An 18726-nucleotide genomic window follows, 5' to 3' on the forward strand; every position below is an offset into this window, starting at 1 on the left:
TTTAATCAGGAATAGTATACAATTAATGAAAGATTTGGGTGTGTAGATAAAAAGATTTAAAAATAAAACTATCTCAAATTAGAAAATTAATATAAATATAATAAAGTGAGTATATTAATTTTAAGGGCTAAAATATTAGTTACGAGGTGATTATATGATATATGGAAATATAGATGGAGTTAAAAAGTCAGCAATAGAAGAATTAGAAAGACTTTATAAAGCTAAATGTCCTAAAGATGAAGTTTGTTCTTTAGAGATTATACAAACTATCTCTAGGGTTTCATCATTTATAGAAAGGGAAATAAGCGTAGCTATAGATAGAAGAGGAAATATTAGGTCTATAGCAATTGGAGATTCTACTTCCGTTGAAATAGAAACTTTAGATATAAGAGAGAAAAGACTTGCAGGAGTAAGAATCATACACACTCATCCAAATGGTATGAGTAACTTATCTGCATTGGATATAAGTGCACTTTCAAAATTAAAGCTAGATGCTATAGTAGCAATTGGAATTTATGAAGATAAGATTTTAGATTGTTCTTTGGGATTATTAACTGTATTTGATGATAAGCTTGATTATGAAGAGTTACAAAATATATCGTTAGAAGATATATCAAAAATACATATTTTAAATAAGATATCTTATATAGAATCTCTTATAAAGGAAAAAGATATAGTTGAAGATGAAGGGGAAAAAGCTATTTTAGTAGGTTCTGACACAAGAGAAAGTTTAGAGGAGCTAAGGGAATTAACAAAGGCTTGTGATATTCCTGTATTAGAAAGTGTGTATCAGAGCAGAAGTAAAATAGATTCAGCTTTTTATATTGGAAGAGGTAAGGTTCTTGAGATTGCACAGCTTAGACAAAAATTAAGAGCTAATGTAGTGATTTTTGATGATGAACTATCAGGATCACAAGTTAGAAATTTAGAAGCAGCAATAGGAGCTAAGGTTATTGATAGAACAACTTTAATTCTTGAAATATTCGCTAGAAGAGCTAAGAGTAGAGAAGCTAAAATTCAAGTTGAATTAGCGCAGTTAAAATATAGAATGAGTAGACTTCAAGGCCTTGGAACTATCATGTCAAGAACTGGTGGAGGAATAGGAACTAGAGGTCCTGGAGAAAAGAAGCTTGAGACAGACAGAAGACATATTAAAGAGGAAATATATGATTTAAATGATGAGTTAAAGAAAATTAAAAAAATAAGAGAAACTCAAAGAGAAAAAAGAAATAAAGAAAGTATACCTAAGGTGTCTTTAGTTGGATATACTAATGCAGGTAAATCTACCTTAAGAAATCACCTTTGTGATGTAGCAGCACAAAAAGATGTTCAAGGAAAAGAAAAAGTTTTTGAAGCAGATATGCTTTTTGCAACATTAGATATAACTACAAGAGCTATAGTGTTAAAAAATAAAGGAGTAATTACTTTAACTGATACGGTAGGTTTTGTAAGAAAATTGCCACATGACTTAGTTGAAGCATTTAAATCAACATTAGAGGAAGTAATATATTCAGATCTTTTATGTCATGTTGTAGATGCTTCATCTAATTATGCTTTAGAGCAAATAGCAGCTGTAGAAGAAGTATTAGCAGAACTAGGTGCATTAGATAAGAAAACATTATTAGTATTAAATAAGATAGATAAAGCTACAGAGGAACAGATTTTATCTGTAGAAGAAGCAACATCAAAATATGAGAAAATAAAAATTTCAGCAAGAACTGGAGAAAATTTAGAAGAATTATTAAGCATAATTGAAGAAAATTTACCTTACACTATGAAGAAGTGTGAATATATCATTCCTTATGATAGAAGTGATATGAATTCATTTTTACATAGGAATGGTAGAGTCTTAGAAGAAGATTATAGAGAAAATGGTACTTTTATATTAGCTGAAGTTGATGACGAAACTTATAATAAAACAAAGGAATTTATTATTAAAGAAATTTAAGAATTTTATTTATAGCTTTTAGATAGGGTATACACTATCTAAAAGCTATATTTTTTTATACTTTATATAGGTATTGAGTATGGTATATAATTTATGAGGAAACGTATTGATACAATTATTATCTTTTGTGATATTAAGGAGTAGTTATGGAAAAATATATTTTTGAATTAAATGAAGAGGAGCCTAAATATATTCAAATAGCAAACCATATAAAAAATTTGATAAATTCTAAGTGTATAAATGATGGCGAAAAATTGCCACCAATAAGAAAGCTAGCTGAATTTTTAAATGTAAATAATGTTACTATTGTTAACTGTTATAAAAAGCTTCAAAGTGAAGGGTACGCATATCAAAAGATGGGGTCAGGTACATTTGCTAAAAGAAGAGAAGTTATGCAGAAATTTAAAAATGAGTATAGTAAAGAAATTAAAAATATAATAAATAAAAATCATGGAGATATAATTGATTTTACTGGGGAAAGTTTAAGTGATTTATACTTCCCTATAAAAGAATTTAAAGAAGTTTTGAATAGAGTGCTTGATAGAGATGGCGCGGAAGCTTTGTTGATACAAGAAACCTTAGGATATGGAGAATTAAGAGAAACTATAAATAATGCATTTTGGAATAAGAGGTTTGATGAAGAAGAAATATTGATTTTATCAGGAGCACAACAGGGGATAGATATAGCAGCTAAAGCTATAGTTAATATTAATGATAATGTAATGGTTGAAAAGCCTACATATGGTGGAGCATTATCGGTATTTAAGTGGAGAAGAGCCAATATATTTGAAGTTCCAATTAATGATGATGGTATAGATATAAAATTATTTGAAAATATTTTAAAGAAAAATAAAATAAAGTGTTTTTATGCAATGAGTTATTTTCATAATCCTACTGGAGCAAGTTATAGTAAGGAATGTAAATTAAAAATTTTAGAGCTTGCAGAAAAATATGATTTTTATATAATTGAAGATGATTATCTTTCAGAGCTAATTTATGATGAAAACCTTAATCATGAGCCTTTTAAGGTTTTAGATAAAGGAAATAGAGTTTTTTACATAAAAAGTTTCTCGAAGATATTTTTACCGGGAATTAGATTGGGATATATGATTTATCCAGATGGGTTTAAAGAAGTTATGCAAAGCTCAAAAATAAATACAGATATAGCTACATCCACACTTATGCAAAGAGCCTTAGAATTGTATATAAGAGAAGGGTACTTTAAAGGTCATATTGAGATATTGAAAAAGGAATATAAAAAACGATATAATATGATGAGAAATTTAATTAAAGATCAACTTTCAGATTATATAGAAATGAAGGAGCCAAGAGGTGGATTATATTTTTATCTTAAATTAAAAGACAAAAATATAAGCTCTAAAGAATTGTTTTATAGATTAAAAGATAAGAAAATTTTTATTACCCCAGGAATAGTTTTTTATAAAGACATAGATGGGGGAGTAGATTCTTTTAGGTTATGTTTTTCTCAAACAAATGAAAATAAGATTAAAGAAGGAATCTATGTTATTAAGGAGGTAATTAATAAATGGCGTATATAACGATAAGACAATATGGGGAAGATGAGTTTATAGAAAAGAAATCTCAATTTATAGGATATGCTAAAAGATGTGAAAGTGAAGAAGAAGCAAAGGCTTTTGTTACGGAGATTAAAAATAAACATAAACAAGCTACTCATAACTGTTGGGCATATGTAGTGGGGAAAAACATGGGAATTCAAAGGTATAGTGATGACGGAGAGCCACAGGGGACAGCAGGAATTCCGATTTTAGAAGTTATGAAAAAAAGTAATGTTACAGATTGTGCAATAGTTGTTACTAGATATTTTGGTGGTATAATGCTTGGGGCTGGAGGCTTAACTAGAGCTTATACAAAAGGAGCATCTATATCATTAAAAGCAGGTGGTGTTGTTGAAAAAGTTGAAGGTGTTAACATATCTTTAGAAATGGATTATGATATGATTGGTAAAATACAATATATGTGCGGACAAAATAATTGGCATATTGAAGATACAGAATATACTGATAAAGTAGTTGTTCATATATTAGCTGAGTTAGATACTGCAAATGAAATAGAAAAATCATCTATTGAAGCTACTAATGGTAAAATAGTGATTAATAAAAGTGGTATAGATATTTATTTTAAAGAAGATAATAGACTGTACAAGATGATTTAGTTATATGAGTTAACTTTTGGTTGGCGATTAATAATTATGTAACACATTTGTAACTATTATTTGAAAATGTTCCTATATAATAGTACATGGCTTAAAAATTGACAATTAGTTTTATGATAAAAAATTATAGACAAGTTAATATTAAGTGTAGAATGACTTTAATTTTATAATTATTTATTAAGGGGGAACTATAAGAGAATATGAATAGTGGAAGTGTAGACTTGAAAAAGAAGTTAAAAAAGAAATATATATACATAATTACAGTATGTACAGTAATGATAATTGCTGTATTAGCAATAAGGAGCTTATCGATTAAAAAAGTAACTGTAGTAGTAGATGGAAAAGAAATAATACATAAGACCAATAAGGATACCATAGGTGAAGTATTAAATGAGTTAGGTATAACATATGGTGAAAATGATAAGTTATCTAAGAGTAGTTCAGAAAGTATAAATGACAAAGATAACATAGTAATTACAAGGGTAACTTTTAAAGATGAAGTTGTAGAAGAGAATATTAACTTTGAAGAAAAGAAGGTAAAGGACTATAAAATACCTTTAGGAGAAAATAGAATATTAAGTGAAGGTGAAGTAGGGAAGAAAAATAGTACTTATAAAGTTACTTATGAAAATGGAGTTGAAGTAAAAAGAGAGTTAATTAATGAAGAAGTTATAGATGAAGCTTCAGATAAAGTTATAGCTGAAGGGATATTTGAGCCTACAAGTTTAACAGTTTGTGTGAATAAATCAAGAAATTTATCTAGTGATTATGAGCCAGGGAATTTAGTAGTTCCAAATGTGAGATCCATAGTAAGTTCAAGTAGAATTATGATGGTACCGGAAGCAGCAACAGCACTAGAAGATTTGTTTTTAGGGGCAGAGAATGATGGAGTGTATCTTTATGCTGTATCAGGATATAGGTCTTATGATTATCAAGCTAGTATTTATAATCCTTATTCAGGATACTCAGCACCACCTGGAGCCAGTGAACACCAACTAGGTTTAGCTATGGATGTTAATTCATCTTATTATGGATCATCATTAACTACTGAGTTTGGATATAGTACTGAAGGGCAATGGGTTAAAGCTAATGCTCATAAATATGGATTTATAGTTAGATATTTAGATGGGAAAGAAGATATTACTGGATATTACTATGAACCATGGCATATAAGATATGTTGGAGTAGATTTAGCTACAGAATTATATAATAGTGGGCTTACATTAGAAGAATATTATGGTGAATATTAAGTGAATTGAAAAAAAAAATTCACTATGATATACTGTTTATGGATATTTAAGTAAAGAACAAATTATTTTAATTTAGGAGGAAGAAAGATGTCAGGACATTCAAAGTGGCATAATATACAAAATAAAAAAGGTAAAGCTGATGCGCAAAGAGGAAAGATATTTACTAAGGTAGGTAAAGAAATAGTGCTTGCAGTAAAAAATGGAGGTCCAGTTCCTGAGAACAACCCTAAATTAAGAGATGCAATAGCAAAAGCAAAGGCTGCAAATATGCCTAATGATACAATAAATAGATCAATAAAGAAAGCTTCAGGAGAATTAGCTTCAGTTGATTATGAAAGAATAGTTTATGAAGGATACGGACCATCAGGAGTAGCTGTTATAATTGAAACATTAACAGATAACAGAAATAGATCAGCAGGTGACGTAAGAGCTGCATTCTCAAAAGGTGGCGGTACTATGGGTACAACAGGATGCGTAAACTTTATGTTCCAAGAAAAAGGTGAAATAGTAATCGAAAGAGCAGATTTAGACGAAGAAGAAATAATGATGATGGCTCTAGATGCTGGTGCAGAAGATTTTGAAGCAGAAGATGAAGTATTTGTAATAACAACATCTCCAGATGATTTTGGTACTGTTAGAGAAGCTTTAGAAGCAGATGGATTAGAATTCTTAGAAGCGGCTGTTAAAATGATTCCGGACACATACACTGCTATTGATGAAGAGGCTGCTAAGAAGATGCAAAAGATATTAAACTTACTTGATGATTCAGATGATGTTCAAGAGGTTTACCATAATGCAGAGTTCCCAGAAGGATGGGATGAATAATATAAAATAAGTCTTTAGGTAATATAGATAAGTAATTTAATTGATTATTATATTCGTATTTTTAAGTAAGATTTTATTATGTATAAATACCGTCATATCAATTTTAATATTGATATGACGGTATTTTTTTATTATCAAGAATAATGATTTATTAACAAAAATTAAATTACAAAATAATCTGATTTTTATGAACCAAAATGATAGTTATGTAATATTATATATTAGGACAAAGAGAATGTTCAAAATATACAGGGAGGTGTTTTAATATGGGAGAAAATATGAGAAGAAATGGTTATGGATATTATCAGGATTCAGATTATTGTAATAATGAAGATGATCATGATAATAGAGATAAAATATGTGATATAAAAAGTATTTGTTGTGATGATTTTGTTAAGGAACAATTTAGTTTGCAAACAATAGCTAGAAATAATGTTGTAATAGTTTATCAATCAATTGATAGTAATATTACACGTGGGACAGTAAAAGTAAAAAATTTATCATCAAATACTTCTATTAACTTTACAGTAAACAGTACAAATATAGTTGTAGGACCAAACCAAGAGGCTGCAATTACTGCAGCTAATCTAGCTTCAGTAAGAGTTCAATCAATTGGACAAGGTGCTTTAGCAAGAGTAAAACTTTGCTTTGATTTACAAGTAAGGTCATTTGAAGGTTAATAAATCTGTATAGAATCTAATATTATTCTGGGCAGAGATTTAATCTCTGCCTTTCATATTAAGATAATAGACAGGAGTTTAATTTTTGTTTTGTATATCATAGTAAATAATAAGTGCTAAGAATCTACTAAGCACACTTAACACAGCTACAATTATACAAAGTTCATGGATGTTTTTAATTTGCTGAAGATGAAGTATTTATAGTTACTATATCACTAGGGGGGGCTGTGGTATCAATAGTTATGATGTACGTTAATACCTCCTTATTAAAAATGTTTATTTAATAAGGAGGTATTTCAAAGTTTTGCTTTTATTTAGTATAGAAGTATAAGAATATTATACATATATAAGGGGTGAGTTTTGACAGTATATTGAATTTTAAAAGGCAAAATAATATCTTTCTGATACTGCCTTAGTATAGCCATAATCAATAATTACAGGTTTTCCATCAAGTATGCCCCAACTACTGCTTCTAAATAAATCACTCCATAATAGATTATATTTTTTTTGAATATTTTGTAATTTTGATAAATTAGCAAGCTCTCTATTATTTCTAATATTAAAATATCTACAAATATATGAAAAATTATTTATTTTTTTGGCCTTCTCCATTATTAGAAAAATAAAATCATCTGAAACTTGTATAACTCTCGCAAATAAATCAGAATTATCATAAAATGAAATTTGATACTCAGTTCTGTTTTGTGCAATCCCTGCTTGATTTTTTGCTATTTTTACTACATAACCATTTTCTAAATCAAAAACGTTTCGTGCAGAGCCTGAACCAATGTATCTGTAATTTCCCATTCTTATATTCGAAATAATTTCTGGGAGTATATTAATCATTTGTAAAACACCTACTTTTTTAGATATATAATTAAAAATATTAAGGCATAGTCCCCATATATTAGATTATTCAATAAGTCGCTATTTAGTTAATAATTATGTATCTATTTTGACTAAATTATTATTAATATCTTATGCAGATAAAAGAACTGAAAAAAAGGGAGATTAAGAAAAAATACTGAATAGAAATTATCAAGAAAGTGGTATAAAAGATCTACTTAGGGTGTTGACGAAATTAGTACATATGATATATTAGAACTACAAGTAAATGGAAATAAAGTTTGTTTGTATCTTTCAAATAAATGTCCATAACTTTGATTTAAAAAATAGGAGTTTAAAATGTTAAGATTAGCGAATGAAAAAAATAAAAGAGAAGTATTAGATTATTGTTTAGAAGAACCTAATATAAACTTATTTATAATAGGCGATATTGAGAATTTTGGATTTGATAAGGATTTTCAAGATGTTTGGATACAATACAAAGAAGAAATTATCACAGGTATAGTATTAAGGTATCATACTAATTTTATAGTTTATAGCAGAAATTTAGATATGAATTTTAATGAAGTTGTGGAATTACTTATAGAAAAAGAGGCTAAAGTAATTAGTGGAAAGTTATCAGTTGTAAATAAAATATATGAATCAATAGATAAGAGTTATAATAAAAGAGAAATGTTTTTCTGTGAGCTTAGAGATGAAAGTAAATTAGAAAAAGTGAGTGAAGAAAATATAGAAATAGCAACATCATATGATTCTATGGATATTGCTAAGGCATATGGAAATATAAAAGAATTTGAAGGTATGTATTCTAACGATATAAATGAACGTTACAATCAAATTAATAATAGAATAGTATCTAAAGAAGGAATACATATTTTTATTAAAGAAAATAATGAAATTATTGCTCATGGAAATACAACTGCCACAACTAGCGTTAACGCTATGATAGGAGGGGTTTTTACCATCCCAGAGCATAGAAATAAAGGATTAGCAAGTAAAATAGTATCGGCTTTAACAAAGAGATTAATAGATGAAGGAAAATCAGCCTGCTTATTCTTTGATAATGAAGAAGCAGGAAAGATATATTATAGATTAGGGTTTGAAGATATAGATAAATGGTGTATGTTAATAAAAAAATAAAACATTATTTGTTTTAGGTGGTAAACCAAAAGATTATTGGATTTTAATGATAAAAAGATGATTTATGTTATAACATAAATCATCTTTTTATTTAAACAATACTACATAAAGCAACTTATGCAATATGTACAGTTTATGAGTGAGTCGCATAATATATAGTAGATAACTATAGCTAATGATTAATATACAAAGGAGGAAAAGGGAATTGGCAAATTATAGAGGTATAGATATCAGTAATTGGCAAGGAAGTATAACATTTTCGGAAGTGAAAAATAGTGGGATACAAATAGTATATATAAAAGCAACTGAGGGAAATTATTATACAGATCCTTATCTCCAAGAATTTTATGATGGAGCTAGAGAGAATGGACTATTAGTGGGTTTCTATCACTTTTTTAATCCTTCAATACCTGTATTAGAACAAGCACAATATTTTGCTGATGCAATAAGTGGTTTATCTTCTGAATGTAGATTAGTTTTGGATTTAGAAGAGGCTAGTGGATATGGATCAAGTGAATTATCGAGCATTGCAGTAGAATTTTTAAAAGAAGTTGAAAAGAGTACAGGATTAGGTGTGGCTATATACACCTATGCAAGTTTTGCGAATAATAATATTACTACTGGATTTGGGCTTGAAAATTATCCATTATGGATAGCTGAATATGGAAGTAGTGAACCAGAAATTAATTCTATATGGGGTAGTAGTTATGCTGGATGGCAATATTCTGATAGTGGAAATATATCTGGAATAAATACAAATGTTGATCTGGATTTATTTAATGATGGTATTTTATTGAGTGATGATGCTGAAATTTCTGGAAGTAGGAAAGAAGAATCTAATCAAAGTGGAGTTAAATATTATATAGTTCAAGCTGGTGATACTTTAAGTAGTATTGCAGCAAGATTTGGGACAACAGTAGCTAGTTTAGTTTCAATAAATAATATAGCTAATCCTAATTTGATTTATGTAGGGGAAACATTAAAAATATATACAAATAAAAAAATATCCAATAGAAGTACTTCATTTAGTAAAACTTATGTAGTAGTTTCTGGAGATACGTTAAGTACTATTGCATTAAGATTTGGTACAACAGTAAGCAAATTAGTTCAGTTAAATAACATTACAAATCCAAATTTAATTTATCCAGGAGAAGTTTTAAAAATACCAACAAGTACTTCGGTTAGAAGTGGATCAGCATCTAATCAACATTTATCAACTTATATTGTACAGTCTGGAGATACTTTAAGTGAAATAGCAAGCAAGTTTGGAACAACAGTTCAATATTTAGTAAGGATAAATGGTATAAGCAATCCAAATCTAATTTATCCAGGAGAGGTATTAAAAATAGAATCTTCAGGTATAGCTAAGCAGCAATCTAGTGAAAATACAACTTATACAGTTAAGGCTGGAGATACATTGAGTGAAATTGCAGAGAAGTTTGGAACGACAGTAAGTACGCTGGCTGGTTTAAATGATATAAGTAATCCAAATTTAATTTATCCTGGTCAAAAGTTAATAATAAGTAAAGGAAATTCTAAGATATTTATAGGAGTAGTAGTAGTGAAAGTTGGAGATACAGTAAGTGGAATTGCATCAAGATATAACACTACTGTAGAAAATATAGTTAATTTAAATGATTTAAAAAATGCAAATTTAATTTATCCGGGACAAACCTTAAGAGTATAGTTTTTATTAATTTATAAAATTAGTTTGTAAAAAAATATGAATTTAAAAATAAGGAGAATGGTATAAGTGTAATGTTTACCATTCTCTAATTAAGAACTTAAATAATAATTAAAGTTATAATTATTATAATATTTTATGAATTTTAATACTATAAATATTACGTAGAGAAATTTCTTTAGGAGGATGAATTATGGGAGAATATGAGTTTTTAGAAAAATTTGAAAAGCATAAAAATAAGATAGTTGAAAATATTAATGCTGCAAAAGATATGGAGCTAAATAAAATAACAGCAATTTTAGTTATTGATAAAGACAATGAAGAGGTTAAAAAAAGATTAATAAATTGGTTGATTATTGAGGGTTATAAGGTTTCTTTAAGAAAAGATGAATATGATATTTTGACTATAGAATGGTAAAAAATAAAGGAGAAATTATTATTTATATTAAAAATTGATCAAAATATGATTAAAAATTGAAAAAATGGAAATTATTATTTATAAAGAGTCTCCGATTCACATGTGTTCATTGGAGTAACTTCAAGATACCAAATCAGAGATTTGGATTTTCAGTTAAGGAGTGTTGGAATATGAATGATAATTTTCAAAATGAAAAAAATAAAAAAGATAAAATGAAAAAATTATATTTTGGTGTTGGTGTAGTTGTTCTAATGGGAATGTGTTTTAGTTTAAGTTATTTAATAACTGATTGGATAACAAATCCTAAATATGATGATTCTATAGAAGAGAGAACAGTTTATAATTCTACAGATGTATTAGAAGATACAACTACCATAGCTCTAATAAGTGGAGATAGTATTGATAAAGAACAAAGCTTAAAGGCGTTTAAAGAAGAAAATAATATTCAAGTTGATGTAAATCAACAATTTTTAATAGACTTTCTTGATGATTCAGGATATAAACTTGAAGCATTAGATAATAATAAAATTGTATTTAAAAAAGAAAATAGTGAAAATGCTCTTGTAGCTAATAAATATTATTTAGGTGAAAAAGATGGATATTTTGCTATTTATAAAACAGATGAGAATGGTAGAGCGTTTATAGAAGCGGAAAATGATGTTTTTAGAGATTATAAAAAAGTAAATACTATACCAGTTTCAGCAGAGGAAGAAATTAAATCATTTAAGCATTATTATGATTCAAAGGAAGAAGCTTTGGAAAGATTGGCTGGTTATATGAATTAGATTTTCTATACTTAGATTATAAAGAAAATTTATATTAAATTGGTGGAAAAGTAGCCATAAACATAGAGAGAATAAGAGAAGATAAAAAAGGGGACAATAGTATTAGAAACGATGGAGAGGAGGTTACAATATGAGCATCATTCCAGAATTTCAATACTTATTGGTTATGCCTGATGGTTATGTAAAGGGATTTAACGACTTGGATACGACTAAAGCATATATTAATCTCTATTATATGAAAAAAGTTAGAAATTCTACTATAATAACTGAAGTAAATGATTTAACGGATAGTAGTGAGCAATTTATCAATACTGTATGTCAAAACTTAGGTGTTATAGAAGGAGAATGTAGAGTATATAATACAAATGATATTATAGAAAAACTTCAAGAGAATATAGTATTCGATGAAGAAAAGGAAGAGATAATATCAAAGTTGTTAAACGAGGATATTACGCTAAATATATATGATTATGCAATTGATAACATATTCAATGATGTTGAGGCTATTGATATAATGGAACCTTATGGAGAATTTTGGAGTTAAGATAAGCTATATTTAGTAAGGCTATCACAAATGTGGTAGCCTTACTTTGTTATTGAAAAAAATATTGTATAATGTTAAAGTAGAAATGTTATGTTTATTAATTCAAGATAAAATAAGGGGGGAATTGTATGTATGAATATATAAAAGGGAAGTATATTGGTATAAACAAAGATTATGTAATTGTTGAAAATAATGGAATTGGATATAGAGTATTCACTTCAGGAGCTACTATGGCAGAAATGCCAAAGGTTTCAGAAGAAGTTATGTTATATTTGGAACAGATAGTTAGAGAAGATTTTATTGGTATATATGGATTCTCCACAAGAGAAGAGTTAGATATGTTTAAATTATTACTTTCAATAAATGGTGTAGGAGCAAAAGCCGCATTATCTTTATTATCAATAAGTAGAATAAATAATTTAAGATATGCTATATTAATGGGAGATGAAAAGCATTTATGTAGAGCTCCTGGTATAGGTAAGAAAACTGCAGGAAGAATAATTTTAGAGCTTAAGGATAAAATCAAAACTGATGATGTAGTAGAAGGTGTAGATATACAAGAAGGATTTAAGGATATTGCACCAAGCAATGCGAATGTTGTAGGTGAGGCTTTAGGAGCCTTATTGGCTTTAGGATATTCAGAGAAAGAAGCGGAAACTGCTCTTAAGAAAGTAGATAAGACACAAACTGTTGAAAATATAATTAAGGAATCATTAAAAGTATTAATGGGATAGAGGTGAAATAATGGAGAGAATTATTACACCAGCAGAAATGCTAGAGGATGGAAATGGCGAATTGAGCTTAAGACCTCAAAGAATAAATGAGTATATAGGCCAAGATAAAGTAAAAGAAAGATTAAATATATTTGTTAAGGCGGCTAAAACAAGAGGTGAAGCTTTAGATCATGTGCTTTTATATGGGCCTCCAGGGCTTGGTAAAACAACTTTAGCTAATATTATAGCTAAAGAAATGGGAGGAGATTTAAAGATAACTTCAGGACCGGCTATAGAGAGAGCTGGAGATTTAGCAGCTATTTTAACTACATTAAAAGATAATGATGTTTTATTTATAGATGAAATACATAGGTTAAATAGAAATGTAGAAGAGATTCTTTATCCTGCAATGGAGGATTACGCTTTAGATATTGTTATCGGAAAAGGTGCTGCAGCGAAGTCTATAAGATTAGATTTACCACAATTTACTTTAATAGGAGCAACTACAAGAATAGGAATGCTTAGTTCGCCTTTAAGAGATAGATTTGGGGTATTATGTGATATGCAGTATTATACTGATGAGCAATTAAAAGAGATAATAGTTAGATCGGCTTTTGTATTAGGATGTGATATCACAGAAGAAGGAGCTTTTGAGATTGCTAGAAGGTCTAGAGGAACACCAAGAATAGCGAATAGATTATTAAAAAGAGTAAGAGACTATGCTCAAGTATACTCAGATTCTTTAATAAGCTATAGAGAGGCAAAAGAAGCATTAGAACTTTTAGAAGTAGATTCTAAAGGATTTGATAGAGTGGATAATAAAATATTAGAAGCTATTATTGACAATTTTAACGGTGGGCCTGTAGGTATTGAAACATTATCTTACTTTATAGGAGAAGAGCTAGGAACTGTTGAAGATGTTTATGAACCATATCTTCTTCAAAAAGGCTTTATAGTAAGAACGGCTAGAGGTAGGGTTGCAACAGATGCGGCTTATACTCATCTAGGGAGGACAAAAAAGAAGAAAAAACATATAAATCAAAAGAGTTTTTTCGATAGTGAGGAGTAAAAAATGAAAACAAGTGATTTTAATTTTGATTTACCAGAAGAGCTTATTGCACAACATCCATTAGAAAAAAGAGATTATTCAAGATTAATGGTGCTAGATAAAGAGACTGGCAAAGTAGAACATAGGCATTTCTATGATATAATAGAATATCTAAAAGAAGGAGATACTTTAGTCTTAAATAATACTAGGGTTATGCCAGCAAGATTGTTTGGGCAAAAGGAAGAAACAGGCTCTAAAATTGAGTTTTTACTGCTTAAAAGAATAGAAGGAGATAAGTGGGAATGTTTAGCTAAACCAGGAAAGAAGGCTAAAATAGGTGCTACTTTTACTTTTGGAGAAGGTAAGTTAAAATGTACAGTAGTAGATATTGTAGAAGAGGGAAATAGAATTATTGAATTTTCTTATGAGGGAATATTTGAACAAGTTTTAGACGAACTTGGAGAAATGCCACTTCCACCATATATAACTGAGAGATTGGATGATAGAGAAAGATATCAAACAGTATATTCTAAGGAAAAAGGATCAGCAGCAGCGCCAACAGCTGGATTACATTTTACTGAAGAGCTATTAGAAAAGCTTCGTGATAAAGGTGTTAACATAGCATATTTAACGCTGCATGTTGGACTTGGAACATTTAGACCTGTAAAGGTTGATGATGTAAATGAGCATGTTATGCATTCAGAATATTATTGTTTAGATAAAGAAAATGCTGATATAATAAATAATACAAAGAAAAATGGTGGTAGAGTAATATCAGTTGGAACTACGTCAACAAGAACTCTTGAAACTATTGGTGATGAAAATGGATATGTGTCTGCGAAAAGTGGATGGACTAATATATTTATATATCCAGGATATAAGTTTAAGGTTGTAGATAATTTAATAACTAATTTCCACCTTCCTGAGTCAACATTAATAATGTTAGTTTCAGCTCTTGCAGGTAAGGAACATGTTATGAACGCTTATAATGAAGCTGTTAAAGAAAAATATAGATTCTTCTCTTTTGGAGATTCAATGTTTATTAAGTAATATAAAAACTAAGGAAGTGAAATTTTGAGTAAAAAAAGATATACGTTACTAAAAAAAGATGGAAATGCTAGAAGAGGAAGATTTGTAACTCCTCATGGAACTATAGAGACTCCAGTATTTATGAATGTTGGAACTTTAGCTGCAATTAAAGGTGCAGTATCGTCTATGGATTTAAAAGAAATAGGATGCCAAGTTGAGCTTTCAAATACATATCACCTTCACTTAAGACCAAGCGATAAGGTAGTAGCTAAGATGGGTGGATTACATGAGTTTATGAATTGGGATAGACCAATACTTACAGATTCAGGTGGATTCCAAGTATTCTCTCTTGCTGGAATGAGAAAGATTAAAGAAGAAGGCGTTTATTTTAATTCTCATATAGATGGAAGAAAAATATTTATGGGACCAGAAGAATCAATGCAAATTCAAAGCAATCTTGCATCTACTATAGCAATGGCTTTTGACGAATGTATACCAAATCCATCAACAAGAGAATATGTTGAGAAATCAGTAGCAAGAACTAACAGATGGCTTGATAGATGTATAGCAGAGATGAATAGATTAAACTCTCTTCCAGAAACAATAAATAAGGAACAAATGCTTTTTGGAATAAATCAAGGTGGATGCTATGAAGATATTAGAATAGAACATGCTAAGCATCTTGCAAGTTTAGATATGGATGGATATGCTATCGGTGGTTTAGCTGTTGGAGAAACTCATGAAGAAATGTATAGAGTAATTGAAGCAGTAGTTCCACACCTTCCAGAAGATAAACCTATATATTTAATGGGTGTTGGTACTCCGGAAAATATAATTGAAGCTGTAGATAGAGGAGTTGACTTTTTTGACTGCGTGCTTCCAGCTAGAAATGGAAGACATGGACACGTATTTACAGGAGAAGGAAAGATAAATCTATTTAATGCTAAATTTGAATTAGATAATAGACCAATTGATGAAGGATGCCAATGTCCTGCTTGCAAGAATTATACAAGAGCCTATATAAGACATTTATTTAAAGCTAAAGAAATGTTAGCTATGAGACTTTGTGTACTTCATAACTTATATTTCTATAATAAATTAATGGAAGATATAAGAGCAGCTATAGATGCTGGAAATTACAAAGAATTCAAAGAGCAAAAGCTAAGAGAGTGGAACATAAAGAAATAAGATGTAAATAAAATATTAAATTTATTTAATATTTGTAGAATAATTGACATACTATTATGTAAATAGTATAGTTTTCATTAGGACTATTTTTAAAATTAATATAGAGAAGGGAATGAATATAATGGGCAATGTAGGTGGAATGTTAGCTACTTTCTTACCATTAGTAATAATGTTCGGTCTTATGTACTTATTACTAATATTACCAGAGAAGAAAAGAACTAAAAAATATAATGCTATGTTATCTGAATTAAAAGTTAATGATGAAATAATAACTAGGGGTGGAGTTGTTGGAAAGATTATAACTCTTGAAGATGAGTATATGGTAGTACAATCAGGTCCAGATAGAACTAGATTTAAAATGCTTAAAACTTCAGTTTCTCAAAAAATAAATAAGAACGAAGAATAGTAGAATAATACCCTCTTAAGTGTCATAAAAATGATACTAAGGGGGTGTTTTTTATGGAATTAAAAAGCTATTTTAACAATGTACTAAAAGGTGTAGTTGGTGCTTTTGCGGTGACAGTATTACTTACAGCTATTTTTTCATTAATGATTTCTTTTATAGAATTTAGTCCAGCGGTTTTTAGTGGGGTATTTGTAGTTATTACTTCATTAGGCTTAATTTTTGGAACAATAGTTGCAGCTAAGTTACATGGAGAGAAAGGTTGGTTAGTCGGATTAGCAGTAGGTGTATTATTTTACATAGCATTATACGCAACAGGAGTTTTATTCGGTGCTGAACCAACGTTAGGAGTATATGATTTAATTAAATTCTCTTTATGTGTTCTTGTTGGAACTCTATCAGGTATGCTAGGGATTAACTTAGGAAAAGAATAGTTAATGATAATAAGAAAAGACTTCATATAAAGATAATGAAGTCTTTTTGTTTTTGTAGAGATAAATCCTATATAAGAATTTGTAAAATATTAATTAGTAGAGATAGTTCAGAATAGACAAAAGAAATGTGAAGAACTATATATAGTTGGTATTGGTGTTTTATAAGTTTTAGGTGGAGCTATAGTTATTATTAGAAAAAAAGAAATGAGTTAACTTAATAAGAAAAACATGATATTAAAATAGGGTGATAAGGATAATGCTTTATTATCATCTTTTTTAGTAGTAAGCAAGGTGTAAAATATTCCTAAGTAAATCTAAATATAGTACAATATAAGTATGAGTATATTATGTTATATTAATAAATTAATTATTTTTACTTAGGGGGTAAAATGAATAAGTTTAAATCTGATGCAATTATGATAATTATTACAATTTTATTTAGTATAGCGATATTTTTATGTTCAAAAAATATTTATAGTGGTGGTTTTATTGCTGATAAATTAAGTAAAAATGTAGAGTATTGCAAGGCTACTGTCACGTCAATAATTAATGAATCCTTAGAAAAGGATCAATACCTAAATAATGTTCAAATAGGAGCTCAAACAATAAGTTTAGAGATTAGTAGTGGCGACTTAAAAGGAAATGAGTATGAGATAGTAAATAGAATCAGTAGGTTATATAATTACAAAGTAAATGAAGGGACCAAAGTAATAGTAGGAATTTATAGAAAAGATGGAGAAATATCTGATTTATCTATTTATTCTTATGATAGAAGTGGTGCACTTATAGGAATTATAAGCATATTTTTAGCTGTAATAATTATCATTGGAGGAATACGCGGATTAAAGGCTATAGTGTCGTTAATATTTACGATAGTATCAATTATATATTTAATGATTCCCCTAATGTTAAGGGGGGTTAGTCCAATATTTTCAGCTATAATTATAGCTATTTTAAGTGTAGTAATTACAATGATATTAATTTCAGGTAAAAGTAAAAAAACGATTGTTGCAATTTTAGGAACCATATTAGGGGTAATAATTTCAGGAACAATTGCACTTGTATTCGGGAAACTAGCCCATTTGTCAGGCATTACTATGGAAGATGCGGAAAGTATAATGTATATAGCCGAAGGTACAGGATTAAAAGTTACTGGAATTATGTTTGCTGGAATTTTGGTTGCATCATTAGGAGCAGTTATGGATGTAGCTATGTCTATATCATCATCTGTTTTTGAAATTTATCAAATTAATCCAAATAGATCTTCAAAAGAGTTGTTTATTAGTGGTATGAATATAGGAAGAGATGTAATAGGGACTATGGCTAACACACTTATATTAGCCTTTGCGGGAGGTTCTCTAACTACATTGTTAATGATATTTACGTCAAGTATGACAGCTGATCAGCTTTTTAATATTGATATTGTAGGAACAGAAATAATTCAAGGTGTAGCGGGAAGTATAGGGATAGTACTTACTGTGCCAATTACAGCATTAATAGCATCCTACTTATACAAAAGTGAAATTAGAAATAAACATAAGAATTATAAAGTTGTTAAAAGTTAAAATATGTTCAAATAAAGGTTATAACATAATAT

General features: G+C 28.8%; 19 protein-coding genes. 18 read left to right on the plus strand and 1 reads right to left on the minus strand.

Translation table 11 applies throughout. From position 1 onward, the window contains the following. The first annotated feature begins 154 nt into the window (after positions 1-154). The 6 genes from hflX (at position 155) to H8S20_RS00170 (ending at position 6897) form a co-directional block, all read left to right on the plus strand. Positions 155-1948: a GTPase HflX gene (hflX, locus tag H8S20_RS00145; RefSeq protein WP_186859003.1), complete on the plus strand. Its 1794-nt coding sequence runs from the start codon at positions 155-157 to the stop codon at positions 1946-1948. 146 nt (positions 1949-2094) lie between these two features. Next, positions 2095-3507: an aminotransferase-like domain-containing protein gene (locus H8S20_RS00150; protein ID WP_032119123.1), complete on the plus strand. Its 1413-nt coding sequence runs from the start codon at positions 2095-2097 to the stop codon at positions 3505-3507. After that, positions 3495-4142, plus strand: coding sequence for a YigZ family protein (locus tag H8S20_RS00155; protein ID WP_032119122.1), 648 nt, complete (start codon positions 3495-3497; stop codon positions 4140-4142). Before H8S20_RS00150 ends, H8S20_RS00155 begins: the two co-directional genes overlap by 13 nt. 200 nt (positions 4143-4342) lie before the next feature. Beyond that, positions 4343-5392 (plus strand): D-alanyl-D-alanine carboxypeptidase family protein, encoded by a 1050-nt coding sequence (locus H8S20_RS00160; RefSeq protein WP_051986913.1) that lies wholly within the window; start codon positions 4343-4345, stop codon positions 5390-5392. Positions 5393-5479: 87 nt separating this feature from the next. Further along, on the plus strand, positions 5480-6217 hold the full coding sequence (locus tag H8S20_RS00165) for a YebC/PmpR family DNA-binding transcriptional regulator (RefSeq protein WP_032119121.1): 738 nt from the start codon (positions 5480-5482) through the stop codon (positions 6215-6217). Between the two features lie 266 nt (positions 6218-6483). Continuing rightward, positions 6484-6897 (plus strand): S-Ena type endospore appendage, encoded by a 414-nt coding sequence (locus H8S20_RS00170; RefSeq protein ID WP_032119120.1) that lies wholly within the window; start codon positions 6484-6486, stop codon positions 6895-6897. A 378-nt stretch (positions 6898-7275) separates the two neighbouring features. Here the strand turns inward: H8S20_RS00170 and H8S20_RS00175 are convergent, their stop codons facing one another. Next, positions 7276-7743: a hypothetical protein gene (locus tag H8S20_RS00175; RefSeq protein WP_186859004.1), complete on the minus strand. Its 468-nt coding sequence runs from the start codon at positions 7741-7743 to the stop codon at positions 7276-7278. Positions 7744-8082: 339 nt separating this feature from the next. Here H8S20_RS00175 and H8S20_RS00180 point away from each other — a divergent pair, with 339 nt between their 5' ends. The 12 genes from H8S20_RS00180 (at position 8083) to H8S20_RS00235 (ending at position 18694) form a co-directional block, all read left to right on the plus strand. Continuing rightward, the gene (locus H8S20_RS00180) at positions 8083-8883 is read left to right on the plus strand and encodes a GNAT family N-acetyltransferase (RefSeq protein ID WP_186859005.1); all 801 of its coding nucleotides are present in this window, start codon (positions 8083-8085) and stop codon (positions 8881-8883) included. Positions 8884-9088: 205 nt separating this feature from the next. Next, entirely contained in the window at positions 9089-10570 is a 1482-nt protein-coding gene (locus tag H8S20_RS00185) for a LysM peptidoglycan-binding domain-containing protein (protein WP_186859006.1), read from the plus strand. Between the two features lie 190 nt (positions 10571-10760). Further along, on the plus strand, positions 10761-10985 hold the full coding sequence (locus H8S20_RS00190) for a hypothetical protein (RefSeq protein ID WP_032119117.1): 225 nt from the start codon (positions 10761-10763) through the stop codon (positions 10983-10985). Positions 10986-11155: 170 nt separating this feature from the next. Further along, positions 11156-11770, plus strand: coding sequence for a hypothetical protein (locus H8S20_RS00195; RefSeq protein ID WP_051986912.1), 615 nt, complete (start codon positions 11156-11158; stop codon positions 11768-11770). Between the two features lie 130 nt (positions 11771-11900). Continuing rightward, entirely contained in the window at positions 11901-12314 is a 414-nt protein-coding gene (locus H8S20_RS00200; protein ID WP_186859007.1) for a hypothetical protein, read from the plus strand. Positions 12315-12442: 128 nt separating this feature from the next. Then, positions 12443-13048 (plus strand): Holliday junction branch migration protein RuvA, encoded by a 606-nt coding sequence (gene ruvA, locus H8S20_RS00205; RefSeq protein ID WP_032119115.1) that lies wholly within the window; start codon positions 12443-12445, stop codon positions 13046-13048. A gap of 10 nt (positions 13049-13058) precedes the next feature. Beyond that, positions 13059-14096, plus strand: a complete 1038-nt coding sequence (gene ruvB / locus H8S20_RS00210; protein ID WP_032119114.1) for a Holliday junction branch migration DNA helicase RuvB — start codon at positions 13059-13061, stop codon at positions 14094-14096. 3 nt (positions 14097-14099) lie between these two features. Further along, on the plus strand, positions 14100-15125 hold the full coding sequence (gene queA / locus H8S20_RS00215) for a tRNA preQ1(34) S-adenosylmethionine ribosyltransferase-isomerase QueA (protein WP_032119113.1): 1026 nt from the start codon (positions 14100-14102) through the stop codon (positions 15123-15125). Between the two features lie 24 nt (positions 15126-15149). Beyond that, the gene (gene tgt / locus H8S20_RS00220; RefSeq protein WP_032119112.1) at positions 15150-16292 is read left to right on the plus strand and encodes a tRNA guanosine(34) transglycosylase Tgt; all 1143 of its coding nucleotides are present in this window, start codon (positions 15150-15152) and stop codon (positions 16290-16292) included. Between the two features lie 121 nt (positions 16293-16413). Beyond that, positions 16414-16698: a preprotein translocase subunit YajC gene (gene yajC, locus H8S20_RS00225; RefSeq protein WP_032119210.1), complete on the plus strand. Its 285-nt coding sequence runs from the start codon at positions 16414-16416 to the stop codon at positions 16696-16698. A 53-nt stretch (positions 16699-16751) separates the two neighbouring features. Next, positions 16752-17129, plus strand: coding sequence for a TIGR04086 family membrane protein (locus tag H8S20_RS00230; RefSeq protein ID WP_032119111.1), 378 nt, complete (start codon positions 16752-16754; stop codon positions 17127-17129). A 389-nt stretch (positions 17130-17518) separates the two neighbouring features. Then, positions 17519-18694: a YibE/F family protein gene (locus tag H8S20_RS00235; RefSeq protein ID WP_186859008.1), complete on the plus strand. Its 1176-nt coding sequence runs from the start codon at positions 17519-17521 to the stop codon at positions 18692-18694. Positions 18695-18726 lie beyond the last annotated feature (32 nt).

The organism is Clostridium hominis (assembly GCF_014287825.1).
GTDB classification, from domain to species: domain Bacteria; phylum Bacillota; class Clostridia; order Clostridiales; family Clostridiaceae; genus Clostridium; species Clostridium hominis.

Coding starts and splice junctions, on each gene's coding strand:
- hflX (WP_186859003.1), top strand. CDS start 155: ATGATATATGGAAATATAGATGGAGTTAAAAAGTCAGCAATAGAAGAA.
- H8S20_RS00150 (WP_032119123.1), top strand. CDS start 2,095: ATGGAAAAATATATTTTTGAATTAAATGAAGAGGAGCCTAAATATATT.
- H8S20_RS00155 (WP_032119122.1), top strand. CDS start 3,495: ATGGCGTATATAACGATAAGACAATATGGGGAAGATGAGTTTATAGAA.
- H8S20_RS00160 (WP_051986913.1), top strand. CDS start 4,343: ATGAATAGTGGAAGTGTAGACTTGAAAAAGAAGTTAAAAAAGAAATAT.
- H8S20_RS00165 (WP_032119121.1), top strand. CDS start 5,480: ATGTCAGGACATTCAAAGTGGCATAATATACAAAATAAAAAAGGTAAA.
- H8S20_RS00170 (WP_032119120.1), top strand. CDS start 6,484: ATGGGAGAAAATATGAGAAGAAATGGTTATGGATATTATCAGGATTCA.
- H8S20_RS00175 (WP_186859004.1), bottom strand. CDS start 7,743: ATGATTAATATACTCCCAGAAATTATTTCGAATATAAGAATGGGAAAT.
- H8S20_RS00180 (WP_186859005.1), top strand. CDS start 8,083: ATGTTAAGATTAGCGAATGAAAAAAATAAAAGAGAAGTATTAGATTAT.
- H8S20_RS00190 (WP_032119117.1), top strand. CDS start 10,761: ATGGGAGAATATGAGTTTTTAGAAAAATTTGAAAAGCATAAAAATAAG.
- H8S20_RS00195 (WP_051986912.1), top strand. CDS start 11,156: ATGAATGATAATTTTCAAAATGAAAAAAATAAAAAAGATAAAATGAAA.
- H8S20_RS00200 (WP_186859007.1), top strand. CDS start 11,901: ATGAGCATCATTCCAGAATTTCAATACTTATTGGTTATGCCTGATGGT.
- ruvA (WP_032119115.1), top strand. CDS start 12,443: ATGTATGAATATATAAAAGGGAAGTATATTGGTATAAACAAAGATTAT.
- ruvB (WP_032119114.1), top strand. CDS start 13,059: ATGGAGAGAATTATTACACCAGCAGAAATGCTAGAGGATGGAAATGGC.
- queA (WP_032119113.1), top strand. CDS start 14,100: ATGAAAACAAGTGATTTTAATTTTGATTTACCAGAAGAGCTTATTGCA.
- yajC (WP_032119210.1), top strand. CDS start 16,414: ATGGGCAATGTAGGTGGAATGTTAGCTACTTTCTTACCATTAGTAATA.
- H8S20_RS00230 (WP_032119111.1), top strand. CDS start 16,752: ATGGAATTAAAAAGCTATTTTAACAATGTACTAAAAGGTGTAGTTGGT.
- H8S20_RS00235 (WP_186859008.1), top strand. CDS start 17,519: ATGAATAAGTTTAAATCTGATGCAATTATGATAATTATTACAATTTTA.